Genomic DNA, 16,814 nt, shown 5'->3' with positions numbered 1-16,814 from the left:
TTATGTTTCGAGCGTATATATTATTAGGTTTTACAATCTTGATCGCGCAGCTTCATATTTCCGGTAATATTACGAAGTATATCAATATGAGGTATGCCTATTTATCAACTACAGCAGCCATTATTTTAGGCTTTTTAACAGTCGTTCAAATTATTATTGTATTCCAAAAAGAACATGAGAAAGAACAAGGAAAACAAGATTGTAGTTGTAATCATAGCCATTGCGGGCACGATCATTCAAAAGATGAGAATACATGGTTGAAAAAAGTATTTTCGTACTCATTGTTCTGTTTTCCAATTGTCTCAGGATTGTTTTTCCCGATTGCAACGTTAGATTCAGATATCGTTAAGGCGAAAGGATTTCATTTTCCTGTTGCGCAAGCAGAAAGTACAGATCCATTTATGAGAAGGCAATTCTTAAGACCAGACACGAGTATTTATTACGGAAAAGAAGGATACCGTGGTGTAATGGAAAAAGGGAAGAAAGAGTTTGTAACGAAAGATAGTGTAACTTTAAATGATGAAAATTTCTTAAAGGGAATGGAAACAATTTATAATTATCCAGGCGAGTTTACTGGAAAACAATTATCTTATAAAGGATTTGTTTTCAAAGATGATTCTTCTAAAAAAGAACAATATTTCTTATTCCGTTTCGGTATTATACATTGTGTAGCGGATTCTGGTGTATATGGTATGTTAGTGAAAAAGCCAGAAGGTGTAGAATGGAAAAACGATGATTGGATTCAAATAGAGGGAGAAATTTCTACTGAATTTTATCAACCGTTCCATGCGAATATCCCTGTATTAGAAGTAACGAAATGGAATAAAGTTGAACCGCCAAAAGAACAATATGTATTTAGAGGAGCCGATTGATAATATCGGTTCTTTTTTGTGGACTAAGAGTTCTGAATGTTGTTAATATTAAGCTTGAAGTGATACTAAGCTCATACCGTTCTAGTGTTAATGGGAAATGGAACTCTTACCGAACTTCTTTGCTCCAGCCGAATTTTATGGTGGGAGTCTTACTGCCTGCAAATAGCGGGTTAAATAATCAAAGAGGTGATAACAATGACTGAAGTAAAGGGTAAAACAGCTAATGAGTCTAGAGTGTTTAAAACGAGCCGAGTATTTCCAACAGATTTAAATGATCACAATACGCTATTTGGTGGAAAGATATTAGCGGAGATGGATATGGTTGCTTCTATTTCAGCAACGAGGCATGCAAGGAAAGAATGTGTCACAGCATCTATGGATTGGGTAGATTTCTTACATCCTGTTCGCTCTTCAGATTGTGTTAGTTATGAATCCTTTGTAATTTGGACGGGTAGAACATCGATGGAAGTATTTGTGAAGGTAGTAGCAGAAGATTTAATTTCAGGTGAGAAGCGTATAGCAGCAACATCATTTGTTACTTTTGTTGCGCTTAGTAAGGAGAATAATCCAGTTCCAGTGCCGCGAGTAATCCCTGAAACAGAAGAAGAGAAAGAATTATACCGCATTGCAGTGTTGCGTGCAGAACAACGTCATATACGTAAGGCGGAGAGTAAGAAAGTAGCCACATTACTAACTTTTTGAGTTGAATATGTAGTCGTTAAAGTTACTATAACGGACTGAAATGTTTTTCATATGAAAAGCGGACACCTAAAACTAGGTGTCCGCTTTTATAGTTTTTTCATCCACATATCATATGACGATAACTACTTAGCAGAAGCAAGCAGCACCGACGATGATTAAGAGGATAAATAATACGACTAATAGCGCGAATCCATTACCTTGTGCGAAGCCCATTGTTATTTCCTCCTTTTATTTTAAGATACAACATACAATATGCAAATGAGCCATCGTTTGATATGGACATATATCATGTAATGACATATTTTCTTGAATGATATTGTATTAAAAAAGGGAAGATATAGAAATAACAGTAAGTGGAGAAAGGAAAATATCCATGAAACACTTTTTCGTTGTAATCCTTTGTTTAATAGGTGTATTCATTTGGATGAACATCGATGTGGAAATGGGGAAGAAAATGGCTAGTGAATCTGAATTAGGACAAGTTCGATTAGGTGAATTTCAACTGTATACGAACGGTGAAAAGTTATATAAGAAATTATTTGAGGATATACGTAATGCAGAAAAGTACCTATATATCCATTTTTATATTGTAGGTAAAGATGAAATAAGTAAAGAGTTTTTGCAGTTGCTCGAGAAAAAGGCATCGAGTGGAGTAGAAGTAAAATTGTCCGTTGATCGAATAGGTGGATATAAGCTGAAGAAAAAGATAATTCGTCAATTAAAAAGCAATGGTGTCCAGTTTACGTTTAGTAAAAAACTTAAATTGAAACATGTATTCTATTCGTTGCACCAACGAAACCATAGACGCATTGTTACGATTGACGGAAAAGTATCATATATCGGCGGCTTTAATATTGGGAAGGAGTACCTTGGACAAGATCCAAAATTTGGCCCGTGGCGTGATTATCATGTACGAGTTAAGGGGAATGGTGCCACGGATATGGAAAGAAAATTTGCTACTGACTGGAAAGAAGATACGGGAGAAAAAATGCCTGTACATGAAAGCTCACCTGCGATAGGGAATGTAAAATATCAATATTTATTTTCAGATGGAAAAGGTTTATGGAAAAAATATGGAGCGCTTTTAAAACAGGCTAAAAAGTCTTTAGTTATTGCTACGCCATATTTTGTACCAAGTAAAGAAATGATGAAAGAGTTAAAAGATGCATTAAACCGCGGTGTCAATGTGAAAATTCTCGTACCATTTAAAAGTGATGCAGTATTGTTAAAACAAGCTGCCTATCCGTATTTGAAAGACATGTTACATGCTGGAGCGGAGATTTATCAATATCAGAATGGTTTTTTTCATGGGAAAGTAACAATCATTGATGGGGAAATTGTTGATATTGGTACCGCAAACTTTGATAATAGAAGTTTTTATTTAAATACGGAGTCAAATTGTATTATCTATGATAAGGGAGTAACAGCGGATGTATGGAACCGATTAAAAGAAGACTTTCATAAATCAAAAAAATTTTCGGAAGAAGATTTTGAGAAAATTAGTAAATGGGATTGGTTTTTAGCAAGAATAGCAAATGTAATAGCATCATATTTATAGCATATAGACAAAAGGAAGGGAGGCACTTTCATGGATTGTATGAAAGAATTAATGAGGTATAGTTATATGCTTATATATAAGGTTGGGGAGTATACAGGAAAGGTAAGAGACGAAGAATTAAAGGAGCTATTACAGCATCATTTACCATATATGTTGCAAGCATATAATGAACAAGTGAATTTTCAAGAAGGAGAGAATGTACAGCATATAACTTGTGAACCAATTTCATTTCATTTTCAGGAAATGGAAAAGGAAACTGATAGTAAATATACAGGGGATATTTATATTGCAACTTCTTATATTGCGTATTTAAAACAATTAGCACTAAAGTTTGCTCAAGTGGCAGTTGAAGTTGCAAATCCAGAATTCCGCTCGTTTTTAGAAAATTGCTTCCTGAAAATGAACCGTTATGCCTATAGTGTATGGCAATATGTTGTGAAGAAAGAGTATAAGATTCAACATGTATATGAAAATGAGAAGTTTGCATAAGAAACTAAGGCGGAAAGACAGGCGCCTTAGTTTCTTATTTTTCATGGAGAAGAAATGACTAAATGTACATATATTATCAGAAAATTTACAAATATTTACCGTTTATTTACTATTTTTCAATCTTTCCTTTAAAAATAGAGAGTAATATGGGATTGTACATATTCTATCAAAAGGAGGAAACGCAAATGAACAAATGGGTTAAATCATTAACTGCTATGGCACTTGCAAGTTCTTTATTGATGGTAGGTTGTAGTAAAGGTGAGGACGAGAAGAAAGAAGACGATACAACAACACAACAAGAGGACAAAAAAGATAAAGAAACAAGTGGAACTGAGAAATCTACAGATTCTAAAGAAAAGAAATAAAGTGAAACTTTAATCAGTGGGGGGCATCCCCCACTGATTATCAGCCCCCACCAATCGGGCTTTTATGGGCAGTTGATCCCCATCTAACTTCTTTGTTTTTACTGAATTTTGAGGTGGGGTCTTACTGCCCGTTAAAGCGGGGTAAAATAATAATAGAGCTTCCTCTTACATATGAGGAAGCTTTTTTGTTGTAAATTAATTGAGATTATTGAAAAATAGAGAAAGAATGAAAGAGGGGGAAAACAGATGAAAGTATGTATATTGGGAGCAACCGGGCGAGTAGGTTCAAACATAATAAAATTAGCATTAAAGGATTCAGCTGAAGTGACTGCATTAGCACGTGATGTAAATAGAATGGAAATACATCATGAAAGGTTACAAGTTATAGAAGGTAATGTATTGAATGAAAATGATATAAAGAAAGTGATAGAAGGAAGTGATATAGTAATTAGTGCACTTGGAACGGATCAAAATGGGACATTAGAGAAGAGTATGCCACAAATTATAAAGCAAATGGAAGAAGTAGGGGTTCATAAGATCATTACAATAGGAACAGCTGGTATTTTACAAGCAAGAACAAATCTAAATTTATATCGTTTTCAATCAACTGAATCAAAAAGAAAAACGACAACAGCAGCAGAAGATCATTTAGCTGCATATAAGATACTTAGTAGTAGTAATGTATGTTGGACGGTCGTTTGTCCGACGCATTTAATAGACGGTGATGTGACAGGAGTGTATCGAACTGAAAAAGATGTATTACCAGAAGGGGGAGCGAAAATAACAGTTGGTGATACAGCGCAATTTGCGTGGAATCTGTGTAGTGAAAACAAATATGAGAATAGTCGAGTAGGTATTTCCTATTAAAAAACCATCCCGAAATTGGGATGGTTAAAAGATGATATAACATACAAATATGAGAATCATAATGATTTGGAGAATGGCTTTCGCTACTGTACTGCTTAAAAAACCAACTACAGTAGCAACTCCTACTAGAAAGGCGTCTTTTGGCGCTTTTTTATGCATTAGCTCAGTTATAAAAACCGATAAAAACGGTATTATAATTAAACCGAATGGCGGGAAGAAGAATGATCCGACAATGATCGAAACCATACCGACACGTTCGCCCCATTTTGAACTGCCGTATTTTTTTAGGAAATATCCATTTGCAATAAAATCAGCAACGAAAATGAATAGTGTGAAAATTGCTTGAATAATCCAAAAAGAAATTGTTAGTTCTCCGCTATTTATACCAAAATGGTAAATGAAATATCCAGCCCAGACAGCGAGGATGCCTGGAATGATAGGGTAAATAAAAGCGAGAAATGAAACAATGAAACAGGCAATGATACAGATTGTTAATAATACTGTCACTTTATAACTCCTTCTTCGGGTCTAATTTATGTACCGCAATTTTTTTCACTTGATGTCCATCAAGTTCTAGTGCTTTAAACTGAAAACCGGCAAATTCAATGGAATAACCAGCCTCAATATTTAAGTCCACTGCTTGGGAGAGGAGCCAGCCTCCAATTGTATCTAAATCGCTATCATCAATATGTAGGCCAAACATATCATTCACTTCAGAAATGAGCACCTTACCATCTAAAACAGTAAGCTTCGGCGTACGTTTTTCAATCATAGGTGATTCATCCGCATCAAATTCATCTTGAATTTCCCCAATGATTTCTTCAAGAATATCTTCCATTGTTAAAAGTCCAGCAGTACCACCATATTCATCCATAACGATTGCCATCTGAACGCGATTTTTTTGTAGATGAACTAACGTTTTACGAATTGGAACAGTTTCAAATACAGTTAGTACTGGATGTATGTAAGATTCAAGTGGCTTATGAATGCCTTTCGTTTGATCATGAAATACTTCTTTCGTATTGATCATCCCGATAATGTCATCTTTATCTTTTTCAATGATAGGATAACGTGTATATTTTTCGGTTGCGACGATATCCATGTTTTCTTCTAACGTATTTTCAGTAGATAAGCAAATCATTTCAGTACGAGGGACCATGATTTCTTTTGCAACGCGGTCATCAAATTCAAAAATATTATTTACATATTTATATTCGGTTTGATTTATTTCTCCACTTTTGAAACTTTCACCTAAAATGAGTCGTAATTCCTCTTCAGAATGGGCAAGTTCATTTTCTTTTGCAGGCTCTAAGCCGAGTAGTTTTGTGAAAAAGATTGCCGTACTATTAAGTAGCCAAATGAATGGATACATAATTTTATCAAATAAAATAAGTGGTCGTGCAAACTTAAGTGTGATTGCTTCTGCTTTTTGAATGGCGAAAGACTTTGGAACTAATTCACCTAATACAACATGGAAAAATGTAATAAAACTAAAAGCAATAATAAAGGACAAAGTATTCGCCATTGTTCCAGTAATATTAATCTTTTCAAAGAGCGGTCGTAGTAAATGTTCCACAGTAGGTTCACCAAGCCAACCAAGCCCTAAAGAAGTAATCGTGATCCCGAGCTGACAAGCTGATAAATAAACATCTAAATTAGATAGGACACTTCTTGCAGCTAAAGCTTGTTTATTGCCTTCATTTGCAAGTTGGTCAATTCGACTTTTTCGTACTTTTACAACAGCGAATTCTGATGCAACGAAAAAGCCGGAAATAAGGATGAGTACAAAGATGAGAAAAATATTTAATATGTCCAAGTGTGTTCTCTATTCCGTAGTTTGGAATAAAGATGTCACCTCCTGCGATTATGTTATACTTTTATAATAAATCCAAACGAAAAGAATAGTCAAAGAAAAAGGGTAAATATTGGTATGTTTCTGCAATAGTTTTTGAATGTGCTGTTATTTTGTCCGCGATACAAAAGGAATAACCCCCTACTTTCAGATTATAGAGGGTTATTTCAAATTAAGGTTTTGGAATACTTCTCGTTAAAGCGTATGATTGTTGTTTAACGTGATTTGTCGTCCATAGTGTTTGAAGGAAAGAGAGTATGCAATACGGGATATACAAAAGTAATAAGCTAATTGTAACAATAACAGGTGCATTTCCGCCGAATTGAATGATAAATTGCAATAGTCCGCTTGCATGAAAAACGCATTCCATAAAAACGAATGAAAGAATAATGGAACCTAAAATAGATTTATGATTCGAAGTAAGCGCCAAAAACAATGTATCTACAAGGAAAGAAGATTGTTTTATTTCATATTCATTTGTGTTACTTAAGAACGGAATCCATTTTTTAATTGCTTGTATAACGATAATCATGGAAGTACTACAAACGATGATAAAAGATGAGTAGTAAGGAAGTTTTATAAAGTTTGCGATGTATAGGAGTAGTAATAAGACTGAGCATTGTAATAATACAGTACAAAAAGAGTAAGGAATCCATTTTAATAAGGAAGTGAACTTTTTAAACGAATAAGGTGCTTTACAAAATAAATGACCGATTCCTAAACTGATGAAGAATCCGATCGCAAGAGTAAAGGTAAAACGAACGATCGATAAAAAATATATTTCCCATATGTAAGGGAATAACGGTGTTGCATGATTCGAAGTATGAACTATCTGATTTGCTGAGAAAAATATAGATTCGTACATCCAATCAACCTTTGGAACTGTCACAGAAGACAGTTGTGCGAAGTTATGAAAAATACTTATAAATCCAGTTATGTATGAGTATTTATGTGTAATGAATAATGCCGGAATAGGACTGATGATAAATATAATGAGGACACCAACGATAAATTTACATATATGTGAGCGCAATAAAGACATGTAATCACCTACTCTTAGAATATTCAGAAAATTCTTATTCTTATTTTAGCTTTTTTCAGTGTAAGTTACAATATATTTTTCTTAAAGAAGTTTAGAGAGAATATTGGATATAAGTGAATGAAACGTGAATAAATTATGACAAGAAAATGAATAATTTTCAGAAAAGTAAAATAAATTATTTATTTTTTTCTGAAAATATAATATAGTTATGGCACAGAAAGTATTTTAACATAAGGAGGCTATTTATGAGGATTAAAGGGAATTATGTGCCGAAAAGGGAAGTCTTATCTTGCTCAAGTTCAATAACAATAAGGGAAGCACTGGAGCATTTAAATAAAACTGGCTATCGTTGTGTACCAGTTTTAGATGAAAAAAAAGAGAAATACTTAGGGAATGTATACAAAGTAGATATTTTAGAATATAAAGGTTCGCTGGAAGAGAGTGTAGTACCATTATTAAACGATAAAGAAGGTTATGTCAGAGAAGATTCTTCGTTCTTTAAAGTATTTTTTACAATAAAAAAATTACCTTATTTATCAGTAGTTGATGAAAAAGGAATCTTTCTTGGAATTTTAACGCATAAAAAAGTTTTCGAGTTATTAGAAGATGCTTGGGGCGTTCATTCTAGTAAATATTCTGTCATGATTGGGACACAGGATTATAACGGGGCCATTCAAAAATTATCGACTGTATTAAAAAAATATACAGGTATCCAAAGTTTAATGACTTTTGATAATGATGCCTTATTAGTTCGGAGAATTATGTTTACATTAGGGGAAGAGTTTAACGACGAAGAATTAGAGACGTTATTGAAAGATTTAGAAGATCACGGATTTAGAGTTGTATATGTGGAAGAGATGAAAAATCCACGTGAAGTTGAAACGATAGAGTAACATGCAAAAGCCATCTAATTATGTTGGATGGCTTTTGTTATGTTACGTGTATAAAATTATTTGAAAATAATAATAGGGTAAAAGTTGAGATTGTAACAAAATTTGTGTAAAAGAATAAAAAAAGTAGATAATTTTGATTTTCAAAAAAATCAATTTGAAAATATGTTTTTATTTTTCAACTAAATATGTTACTATATGTGTGATAAAAACAAAGAGGTCTGACAACTATACTCCACGCAATACCACTCTAATGAGTTAAATATTCAAAAAAATCAAAAATTAATAATTAGAGTAAGAATAAGGGGAATGGAGAAATTATGGAGAAAGACACTGCTTTGTAAGGGGCATATTTTATCAGCTTGAGCAGAGAGGAGGATGCATAGCATATTGTGAAAATAAAGATAAACAATGAAAAAGTGCTATGCAAATGAAAAGTATGAAGGGACGTTTAAGGCCAGGTGATACGGTAGCAATCGGTTTAATGTTATTTGCACTATTTTTAGGAGCAGGAAATTTAATTTTTCCACCAGTTTTAGGGCAACAAGCTGGAGAGAATGTTTGGATTGCTACAATTGGATTCCTAGTAACGGGAGTCGGATTACCCCTATTAGCTGTAACAGCTGTTGCGTTTGTAGAGGGGGACTTGAAAGCGCTATCTTCTAGAGTTCACCCTATATTTGCGTTTATTTTTCCATTGATTAGTTATTTAGCAATTGGACCATTTTTCGCGATTCCGCGTACGGGAGCCGTTTCATTTGAAATGGGTGTGAAGCCATTTTTATCAGAGGCAATGGTTTCTGAGTGGTACATGCTATTTCTTTTCACTATAATTTTCTTCGGAATAACTTGGTATTTATCATTAAATCCATCTAAATTAGTGGATTGGTTCGGGAAATTTCTTACACCATTGTTAGTATTGATTGTTGCTGTAATTGTCGGAAAGGCAATTATTGATCCAATTGGAGAACCAGCTGCACCGCTAGCGGCATATAAAGAAAATGCTTTCTTTGGTGGATTTATTCAAGGATATTTAACGATGGATGCAATTAGTGCTCTCGTCTTTGGAATTGTTGTTGTACAAGTTATCCGTTCTAAAGGGATAAAAGAGAGTAGTGAAGTTGCAAAAATAACAGTAGTATCAGGTATTATTGCCGTACTTGGTTTAACGTTAATCTATTTATCACTTGCTTATCTTGGTTCAACAAGTACATCACTTGGTGTATCAGAGAATGGTGGACTTATTTTAACGAATGTTGTAAATGAGTTATATGGAACAAGTGGTAAAATTTTATTAGGACTTGTTATTATACTTGCTTGTTTAACAACTTCTGTCGGATTAACATCAGCTTGTGCTGGCTTCTTTACAAACTTATTCCCTAAACTTTCGCATAAAGCGATTGTAACAATGGTATGTGTGTTTAGTTTAATTGTATCTAACCTAGGTTTAACACAATTAATCGCAGTTACTTTACCAGTGTTAATGATCATTTATCCAGTTGCAATCGTATTAATCGTACTTTCTTACTTCCACAAATGGATTGGAAAGCGTAATACCATTTATATTGGAGCTATTTTAGGTGCATTGTTAATTAGTTTCTTTAACGGTTTAGAAAGTGCGAATATTAAAATTGACGCGATTTCTAACGTACTACAAATGTTACCTTTATATAAAGAAGGTATAGGATGGTTAATCCCATCATGTATTGGCGGGATTCTCGGTTTCTTCTTCTATAAATCAAATGAATCAAGTGAATTGCAAAAGAAAGGTGCTTAGGCGCCTTTCTTTTTTTAAAGGTGATTTTTAGGTTTTGTCTAAGTAATAATTGGGAGGGATGATAAAATGGCTAATTTTGAAGATTTTTTAACTTTGGATTTACGAATTGGAACTGTAACACATGCAGAGGAATTTAAAGAAGCGAGAGTTCCAGCGATTAAACTAGAAATTGATTTTGGAGAGCTTGGAATTAAGCAGTCAAGTGCTCAAATTACGAAAAGATATAATCCGGAAGATTTAATCGGTCAGCAAATCGTTGCGATTGTAAACTTTCCAACAAAGCGTGTGGCTGGATTTAAATCAGAAGTGCTTATTTTAGGGGGAGTACCTGAAGCTGGTGATGTTGTATTACTGCAGCCGAATATGGAATTACCAAATGGAACGAAAATTAGCTAGTGTAAAGGCGGGGGAACATGGATATTGGACGAGAATATTTACAATGTGCCATTTCGAATTTTAAAGCAACAAAAAAGCAAGGAGAGAGGGTACTTTCGCAATTATCATATGAACAGATTGAATGGTTTTCTCATGAAGCAACTAATAGTATAGCAATCATAATTAAGCATCTGCACGGTAATATGCGTTCTAGATGGACTGATTTTTTAACATCTGATGGTGAAAAAGTAGATCGTAACCGAGATGCTGAGTTTGAAGGCGGCTATCATTCTAAGGAAGAGGTTCTTGAAGCATGGAATGAGGGATGGGAATATGTTTTTAAAACGATGAATGTGCTAACGCCGGAACATTTATTACAGACGGTATATATTCGCGGTGAAGCACATACTGTCATGCAAGCAATTGAAAGACAAGTTTCTCATTACGCTTTGCATATTGGACAAATTATTTACATTGGGAAAATGTTAAAAGAAAATGATTGGGAATGTTTAAGCATTCCTAGAAATCAGTCTGCACGTTATGCAGAGAAAAAACGCTCAACATAATAATAGGAAAGAAACCGATATAGAATGGGAAATAAAAAAATAACCCAAATAATAGATGGTTCTGTAATCATAAGAATGCTGCCAAAAATAAGTCCATATATAATTAGAAAGAAATTAAATAGTGTATTCATTGGGATAAATCTTGGGATGAACACATGCTGCCGCTTAAAGCAATCACTGTGAAATAAATACATGCGGAAGTATCGTGCGGCAGTAATAAGATCTTTCTTTCGTACAATTCTTTTTTTGCATATATGACAGATGAACAGTGGTCGCATTTCATAACGCTCCATTTTTTATATTTGTAATAATGTAAGACAATAGTAGGTATAAAGTGTATATCCCTATATACGCTCCTGATATAAGAAAAAACGGATTTAGTAAAATTCCATGAATGCTTGTCATGAAAACTAAATCTTGCATTAAAACATCATATATATGAATAGAAATAATTGTACCGAGTACATAAAGTGCTAAGTATGCTGAAATATGTAACGCAACACGGATTGTAGGATGCTTAGTAAGCCAATAAAAAATAAATGATAGTACAATGGGTAATGTTCCTATTAGTAGCTTCAATTCATTTCACCTCATTAACAATATAGCCGGAATTTAGACGGTCTATTCTCTAGAGCTTGTACATAACTTGAAATAGAGAGGGTGATAGTATGAATCGAGGCTTTTTTTATTTGAAGTTCACAAGTGTACGTAAGTTAGTTTTATTTATTATTGCTACAGTACTAGCGACTTTTTTTCTTATTAGTATGATGGTAACCTCTATGAAAGAGACAAAGTCAACGTATTTATATAATTGGTTAAATGAGCTATCGATGAATGGTTACATGTACGTTCTTGGGAAAGAGAATCATTATTTTACACAGGAGTATCGAAATTTAAATCAAAACTTTTCAATTTCCTCGTTTCTCTTTTCTATGGCTACGAATATTCGTTTTAACGATGTACGTAGTTTTGTCGGTAAAGAGCTACCTGGTTTTGGAAAGTACGATACAGAAATTGTTATTGCGGGTGAAGGGACAAATTATTCTAACTTACCGATAGAATCGAGCGTGCCACTTGAAGAAGTAGTAAAAGAACGGACTGGTGAAGGTGGACAGGCTCCAAAGCCGGATACGAACAAAGAGAAAAAGCAACCGGCTCAAACGACAGGGAAACGACAAGTTGCGTTTATTTATCATTCGCATAGCTGGGAATCTTATTTGCCGTTACTGAATTTAGCAAATGATCCAAATCCGAATAAAGCGACAAGCTCCGTCACGAATATTTCAATAGTCGGCGACCGATTTCGTGAACAATTAGCAAGTGAAGGGATTGGAGCTACTAACGACAAGACTGATGTCGGTCAAAAGTTGATTAGTAAAGGGTTAAATAGTAATAGTTCTTACAAAGTGTCACGGGAAATTGTACAAGAAGTAATGACTGGTAATAAAGAGCTGCAATACTTCTTTGACTTACATCGTGATAGTGCTCGGAAAAATGTCACGACAAAAGCAATTGGAGATAAATCATATGCGAAGCTTGCTTTCGTAATAGGGAAAGGCAATAAAAATTATGAAAAGAACTTACAATTAGCAACAGCTCTTCATGAGGAAATTAATAAGAAATATCCAGGAGTGAGTCGTGGTGTCATTCAAAAAGGATTCCAAACAGGAAATGGTGTCTACAATCAAGACTTATCAGGACAAGCGATATTAATAGAAGTTGGTGGCGTAGATAATACAGAGGAAGAACTAAATCGATCGATTGATGTACTTGCTAAAGCGTTTGGTGAATATTTCTGGCAGGCGGAAAAGGTGAATGGATAAAGTGAAACATAAATGAGTGGGAGAGTCTGAAAAAACGTGAGTGTTAAGCTTGCGCTTTTTTTTGTAAAGAAGAGACGTCACAGAATAGACATAATTTGTCGTTATTATAGTGATATCGAAATTTGTCAAATTATACTGAGAGATTTACAAAGGGATTTTCGGGAAAGTAGAGAAAATCTTTTTACAAGGAAAACTTTTTATTATGAAACTGGTAGGGTGATTGAAGTGATTAGGGAGATCAAAATAGAAGATGCAGCACCATTTTTGCAATTAAGCAAGCAACTAGATGAAGAAACGAAGTTTATGTTATACGAACCAGGAGAAAGAAAATTTACAGCCGAGCAACAAGAACAAATGATTCATCGCTTTATAGAAAATGAATATGCAGCAATATTCGTAGCAGTTGAAGAAGAGAGAATAGTAGGGTTTATTTTAGTGAATGGAAATCATATTCAAAGAAAGAGACATGTAGCAGGTATTGTAATTGGTATTTTGCAAGAATATAGCGGGCGAGGTATTGGGACCAGATTGTTTAAAGAGGTTGAGAAGTGGGCAAAATTACATGATGTATGGCGTTTAGAATTAACGGTAATGGCCCACAATACAAGAGCTCAGGCACTATATAAAAAAGTTGGATTTGAGAAAGAAGGTGTCAAAAGAGCTGCTCTTATTATCGGTGGAGAGAACATCGATGAGTATGAAATGGCCAAATTATTAAAATAAGAGGTCGTTATATGAAAAAAAGATGGACACTACTTGGTATCGTAGCTGCGATGCTCATTGTTGGAGTAGCAGGAATCAATTATAAAATGTATAAGGATAAGCAGGCTCGCGAGGTAAATGTAAATAACATATTTCCGAAAGCGAAAGAAACGATTGCGAATATGGATGGTGATATTGCGGTAATTAGTAATCCGAATTCGATGCTTGTGCTTGTGAATAAAAGTAGACGTTTACCAGATGGATACAGACCGCCAGATTTAGTTATTCCGAAAGTGCGCTACTCAAGTGAAGGTGATCAAGAAAAGAAAAAAATGAGGAAAGAAGCAGCAGGGGCGCTAGAGGAAATGTTTCAGCAAGCTGATAAGGAGCGTATTTTCTTATTTGCAGTATCGGGATTTAGATCTTTCGATCGACAAAAAGCATTAAATACGATGTATAAAAAGCAAGATGGAGAAGCAAAAACAGCAATGTCGAGTGCGGTTCCTGGTACGAGTGAACATCAAACAGGGCTTGCTATGGATATTACATCTCAAGCTGCTAAGTTTCAGTTAGAGACAGTTTTTGGTGAAACGAAAGAAGGGCAGTGGCTTTCTCAAAATGCCCATAAATTTGGGTTTGTAATTCGATATACAAAAGAGAAAGAATCGCTTACGGGCTATCGATATGAACCATGGCACGTAAGGTATGTGGGGAACCCACAAGCTACATATTTATATGAAAATCAACTGACGCTAGAAGAAGTAACGCAGTGAACAATTGAGGGGAGAGAAGGATTATGACGGGGTTATATAAGAAAAAAGTACACGCATATGTGACAAGAGAAAAAGAAGGAGTAATGCAACTGCTTGTTTTTAAACATCGTGATAAACCTGAAGCTGGTATACAAGTACCAGGAGGAACAGTTGACGAAGGAGAAGCGTTAGAAGCAGCAATTTTACGTGAAGTACAAGAAGAGTCTGGATTACGTCATTTATGCATAGAAAGATTCCTAGCCGATTACATCATACTTGTGAAAGAGAAAAAGGAATATCAAAAGCGCCATTTTTTCCACGTAACGTTACTAACAGATGTAAAAGATGATTGGGAACATATTGTAAGTGCTGGTGAGGAAGATCAAGGATTAGTATTTTGCTACGAATGGATTGATATTACAAAATGCCCTGAATTAGCCGGGAAACAAGGTGAGTTTTTACATTTGTTAGATGAGGTATGTGTAAAGTAGTAAAAGAGTCTGAAGCGGAAACTTATTCGTTTCGGACTTTTTTTATTTTTCAGGAAATAAATGGTTTTAATATTTGTAAGTTGAATTCTTTTAAAGGGACTGTAGTTGTATATGTGAGGAGCGGAGAATATGAAAAAGTAATAGAAACATGTTAGCAATAAAAGGATTTATAGAAGGAGAATGACGATGGAGATTCAGTTTAATACACAATTACAAAAAGAATTAACAATTTATGATATACAAGTAGCGATGGAAGCTGGGCAATTAACTTCAAAAGAATTAGTTATGTATTACCTCAATAGAATCGCAAAATATGATCAAGATGGACCAAAAATTAATTCTATTTTAGAAATCAATCCAGATGCTATCTTTATTGCAGAAGCGTTAGATTATGAAAGAAAGACAAAAGGAATAAGAGGTCCATTACATGGTATACCTGTGTTACTTAAGGACAATATTGAAACGAATGACTCTATGCATACAAGTGCAGGTACGATTGCCTTGGAACAAAATATTAGTAGTGAGGATGCATTTCTCGTTACGAAACTGAGAGAAGCAGGAGCAGTGATAATAGGAAAGACAAATATGACAGAATTAGCAAATGCAATGTCTTTTGACATGTGGGCTGGATATAGTGCAAGAGGTGGACAAACAATAAACCCTTACGGTACAGGTGAGGATGATATGTTTGTTGGTGGCTCAAGTACTGGATCTGCGATAGCAGTTGCCGCTAACTTTACAGTAGTATCTATTGGAACAGAAACGGATGCTTCTATTTTAAGCCCAGCTGTTCAAAACTCTGTCGTCGGTATTAAACCGACTGTTGGTTTAATTAGTCGTAGAGGCATTATTCCGTTCACGTATTCGCAAGATACAGCGGGTCCATTTGCTAGAACAGTAACAGATGCTACTATTTTGCTAGGGAGTTTAACTGGGTTAGATGAGAGGGATGTAGCTACTCATAAAAGTGAAGGTATAGCAGAACATGATTATACAAAATATCTTGATGTTAATGGCTTACATGGAGCAAAGGTTGGTGTATATAGCAATGCGCCAAAAGATTATTATGAATCTGGTGAGTATGATGAAAAATTGTTTAAGGAAACAATTGAAGTATTGCGTAGTGAGGGAGCGACAGTAGTAGAAAATATTGATATTCCGTCTTTTCATAGAGAATGGAGCTGGGGAGTACCGCTTTATGAACTAAAGCATAGTTTAGATAACTATCTTTCTAAATTACCTTCTACTATTCCAGTGCATTCTATTTCGGAGTTAATGGAGTTTAACGAGAACATAGCAGAAAGAGCGTTGAAATATGGGCAAACTAAGTTAGAAGGAAGAATAGATTTTCCCAATACGTTAAGAAATCCTGAATATATAAATGCAAGATTAGAAGATATATATTTTTCGCAAGAACAAGGTATTGACTTTGCACTGGAAAAATATAATCTTGATGCGATTCTGTTCCCTTCCTATATCGGCTCCACTATATGTGCGAAAGCAGGTTATCCATCTATAGCGATACCAGCGGGATATATGGATAACGGAAGACCGTTTGGAATTACTCTTGCAAGCACTGCTTTTTCTGAGGGGACCTTAATTAAACTAGCATACGCTTTTGAACAAGCGACAAAACATAGAAAAATTCCGGGTTTGTCATAAATAGAATATACAAAAAGGACAGGAGTTCC

21 protein-coding genes are annotated in these 16,814 nt (G+C 34.7%); 15 read left to right on the top strand and 6 right to left on the bottom strand.

Annotated features, from left to right (window positions below):
* The first annotated feature begins 2 nt into the window (after nucleotides 1-2).
* Nucleotides 3-872, top strand: coding sequence for a TIGR03943 family putative permease subunit (locus ACTFOB_RS04025; protein WP_440024640.1), 870 nt, complete (start codon nucleotides 3-5; stop codon nucleotides 870-872).
* Between the two features lie 195 nt (nucleotides 873-1,067).
* Nucleotides 1,068-1,574 (top strand): acyl-CoA thioesterase, encoded by a 507-nt coding sequence (locus ACTFOB_RS04020; protein ID WP_151630696.1) that lies wholly within the window; start codon nucleotides 1,068-1,070, stop codon nucleotides 1,572-1,574.
* 126 nt (nucleotides 1,575-1,700) lie between these two features.
* Here ACTFOB_RS04020 and ACTFOB_RS04015 read toward each other — a convergent pair whose 3' ends face one another.
* A complete protein-coding gene (locus ACTFOB_RS04015) occupies nucleotides 1,701-1,787 on the bottom strand; it encodes a YjcZ family sporulation protein (RefSeq protein WP_071721689.1) in 87 nt (28 codons plus the stop codon).
* Nucleotides 1,788-1,947: 160 nt separating this feature from the next.
* Here ACTFOB_RS04015 and cls point away from each other — a divergent pair, with 160 nt between their 5' ends.
* From cls to ACTFOB_RS03995, 4 genes are all read left to right on the top strand, one after another.
* Nucleotides 1,948-3,132, top strand: a complete 1,185-nt coding sequence (gene cls, locus ACTFOB_RS04010; RefSeq protein ID WP_440024638.1) for a cardiolipin synthase — start codon at nucleotides 1,948-1,950, stop codon at nucleotides 3,130-3,132.
* A 30-nt stretch (nucleotides 3,133-3,162) separates the two neighbouring features.
* The gene (locus ACTFOB_RS04005; RefSeq protein ID WP_440024637.1) at nucleotides 3,163-3,621 is read left to right on the top strand and encodes a spore coat protein; all 459 of its coding nucleotides are present in this window, start codon (nucleotides 3,163-3,165) and stop codon (nucleotides 3,619-3,621) included.
* A gap of 185 nt (nucleotides 3,622-3,806) precedes the next feature.
* On the top strand, nucleotides 3,807-3,986 hold the full coding sequence (locus ACTFOB_RS04000) for a hypothetical protein (RefSeq protein WP_141531641.1): 180 nt from the start codon (nucleotides 3,807-3,809) through the stop codon (nucleotides 3,984-3,986).
* 246 nt (nucleotides 3,987-4,232) lie between these two features.
* On the top strand, nucleotides 4,233-4,853 hold the full coding sequence (locus ACTFOB_RS03995) for an NAD(P)-dependent oxidoreductase (protein ID WP_440024635.1): 621 nt from the start codon (nucleotides 4,233-4,235) through the stop codon (nucleotides 4,851-4,853).
* Nucleotides 4,854-4,877: 24 nt separating this feature from the next.
* Here ACTFOB_RS03995 and ACTFOB_RS03990 read toward each other — a convergent pair whose 3' ends face one another.
* The 3 genes from ACTFOB_RS03990 to ACTFOB_RS03980 form a co-directional block, all read right to left on the bottom strand.
* The gene (locus tag ACTFOB_RS03990; RefSeq protein WP_440024633.1) at nucleotides 4,878-5,360 is read right to left on the bottom strand and encodes a DUF456 domain-containing protein; all 483 of its coding nucleotides are present in this window, start codon (nucleotides 5,358-5,360) and stop codon (nucleotides 4,878-4,880) included.
* A 1-nt stretch (nucleotide 5,361) separates the two neighbouring features.
* The gene (locus ACTFOB_RS03985; protein WP_440024632.1) at nucleotides 5,362-6,669 is read right to left on the bottom strand and encodes a hemolysin family protein; all 1,308 of its coding nucleotides are present in this window, start codon (nucleotides 6,667-6,669) and stop codon (nucleotides 5,362-5,364) included.
* Nucleotides 6,670-6,877: 208 nt separating this feature from the next.
* A complete protein-coding gene (locus ACTFOB_RS03980) occupies nucleotides 6,878-7,747 on the bottom strand; it encodes a hypothetical protein (protein ID WP_440024631.1) in 870 nt (289 codons plus the stop codon).
* A gap of 245 nt (nucleotides 7,748-7,992) precedes the next feature.
* Between ACTFOB_RS03980 and cbpA the strand changes: the two genes are divergently transcribed.
* From cbpA to ACTFOB_RS03960, 4 genes are all read left to right on the top strand, one after another.
* The gene (gene cbpA, locus ACTFOB_RS03975; protein ID WP_440024630.1) at nucleotides 7,993-8,640 is read left to right on the top strand and encodes a cyclic di-AMP binding protein CbpA; all 648 of its coding nucleotides are present in this window, start codon (nucleotides 7,993-7,995) and stop codon (nucleotides 8,638-8,640) included.
* Nucleotides 8,641-9,076: 436 nt separating this feature from the next.
* The gene (gene brnQ4 / locus ACTFOB_RS03970; protein ID WP_440024629.1) at nucleotides 9,077-10,414 is read left to right on the top strand and encodes a branched-chain amino acid transport system II carrier protein BrnQ4; all 1,338 of its coding nucleotides are present in this window, start codon (nucleotides 9,077-9,079) and stop codon (nucleotides 10,412-10,414) included.
* A 66-nt stretch (nucleotides 10,415-10,480) separates the two neighbouring features.
* A complete protein-coding gene (gene csaA, locus ACTFOB_RS03965) occupies nucleotides 10,481-10,810 on the top strand; it encodes a chaperone CsaA (protein WP_440024628.1) in 330 nt (109 codons plus the stop codon).
* A gap of 17 nt (nucleotides 10,811-10,827) precedes the next feature.
* Nucleotides 10,828-11,355, top strand: coding sequence for a DUF1572 domain-containing protein (locus ACTFOB_RS03960; RefSeq protein WP_440024627.1), 528 nt, complete (start codon nucleotides 10,828-10,830; stop codon nucleotides 11,353-11,355).
* Here the strand turns inward: ACTFOB_RS03960 and ACTFOB_RS03955 are convergent.
* Together ACTFOB_RS03955 and ACTFOB_RS03950 are read right to left on the bottom strand one after the other, a co-directional pair.
* Nucleotides 11,328-11,633, bottom strand: a complete 306-nt coding sequence (locus ACTFOB_RS03955) for a permease (RefSeq protein WP_440024626.1) — start codon at nucleotides 11,631-11,633, stop codon at nucleotides 11,328-11,330. The genes ACTFOB_RS03960 and ACTFOB_RS03955 overlap by 28 nt on opposite strands.
* Before the next feature lies 1 nt (nucleotide 11,634).
* Nucleotides 11,635-11,934 (bottom strand): hypothetical protein, encoded by a 300-nt coding sequence (locus ACTFOB_RS03950; protein ID WP_440024625.1) that lies wholly within the window; start codon nucleotides 11,932-11,934, stop codon nucleotides 11,635-11,637.
* 89 nt (nucleotides 11,935-12,023) lie between these two features.
* Between ACTFOB_RS03950 and spoIIP the strand changes: the two genes are divergently transcribed.
* From spoIIP to ACTFOB_RS03925, 5 genes are all read left to right on the top strand, one after another.
* Complete coding sequence (spoIIP, locus tag ACTFOB_RS03945; RefSeq protein WP_440024624.1) at nucleotides 12,024-13,178, top strand: stage II sporulation protein SpoIIP; 1,155 nt, start codon at nucleotides 12,024-12,026, stop codon at nucleotides 13,176-13,178.
* Nucleotides 13,179-13,403: 225 nt separating this feature from the next.
* Nucleotides 13,404-13,901, top strand: coding sequence for an N-acetyltransferase family protein (locus tag ACTFOB_RS03940; RefSeq protein ID WP_440024623.1), 498 nt, complete (start codon nucleotides 13,404-13,406; stop codon nucleotides 13,899-13,901).
* Nucleotides 13,902-13,912: 11 nt separating this feature from the next.
* The gene (locus tag ACTFOB_RS03935) at nucleotides 13,913-14,653 is read left to right on the top strand and encodes a M15 family metallopeptidase (protein ID WP_440024622.1); all 741 of its coding nucleotides are present in this window, start codon (nucleotides 13,913-13,915) and stop codon (nucleotides 14,651-14,653) included.
* 23 nt (nucleotides 14,654-14,676) lie between these two features.
* Complete coding sequence (locus ACTFOB_RS03930; RefSeq protein ID WP_440024621.1) at nucleotides 14,677-15,123, top strand: NUDIX hydrolase; 447 nt, start codon at nucleotides 14,677-14,679, stop codon at nucleotides 15,121-15,123.
* 186 nt (nucleotides 15,124-15,309) lie between these two features.
* A complete protein-coding gene (locus tag ACTFOB_RS03925) occupies nucleotides 15,310-16,785 on the top strand; it encodes an amidase family protein (protein WP_440024619.1) in 1,476 nt (491 codons plus the stop codon).
* Nucleotides 16,786-16,814 lie beyond the last annotated feature (29 nt).

This window comes from Bacillus cereus group sp. MYBK79-1 (genome assembly GCF_051915365.1).
In the GTDB taxonomy this organism is placed as follows: domain Bacteria; phylum Bacillota; class Bacilli; order Bacillales; family Bacillaceae_G; genus Bacillus_A.
The sequence above is the reverse complement of the archived record's forward strand: the minus strand, read 5'-3'. Positions and strand labels throughout refer to the sequence as shown.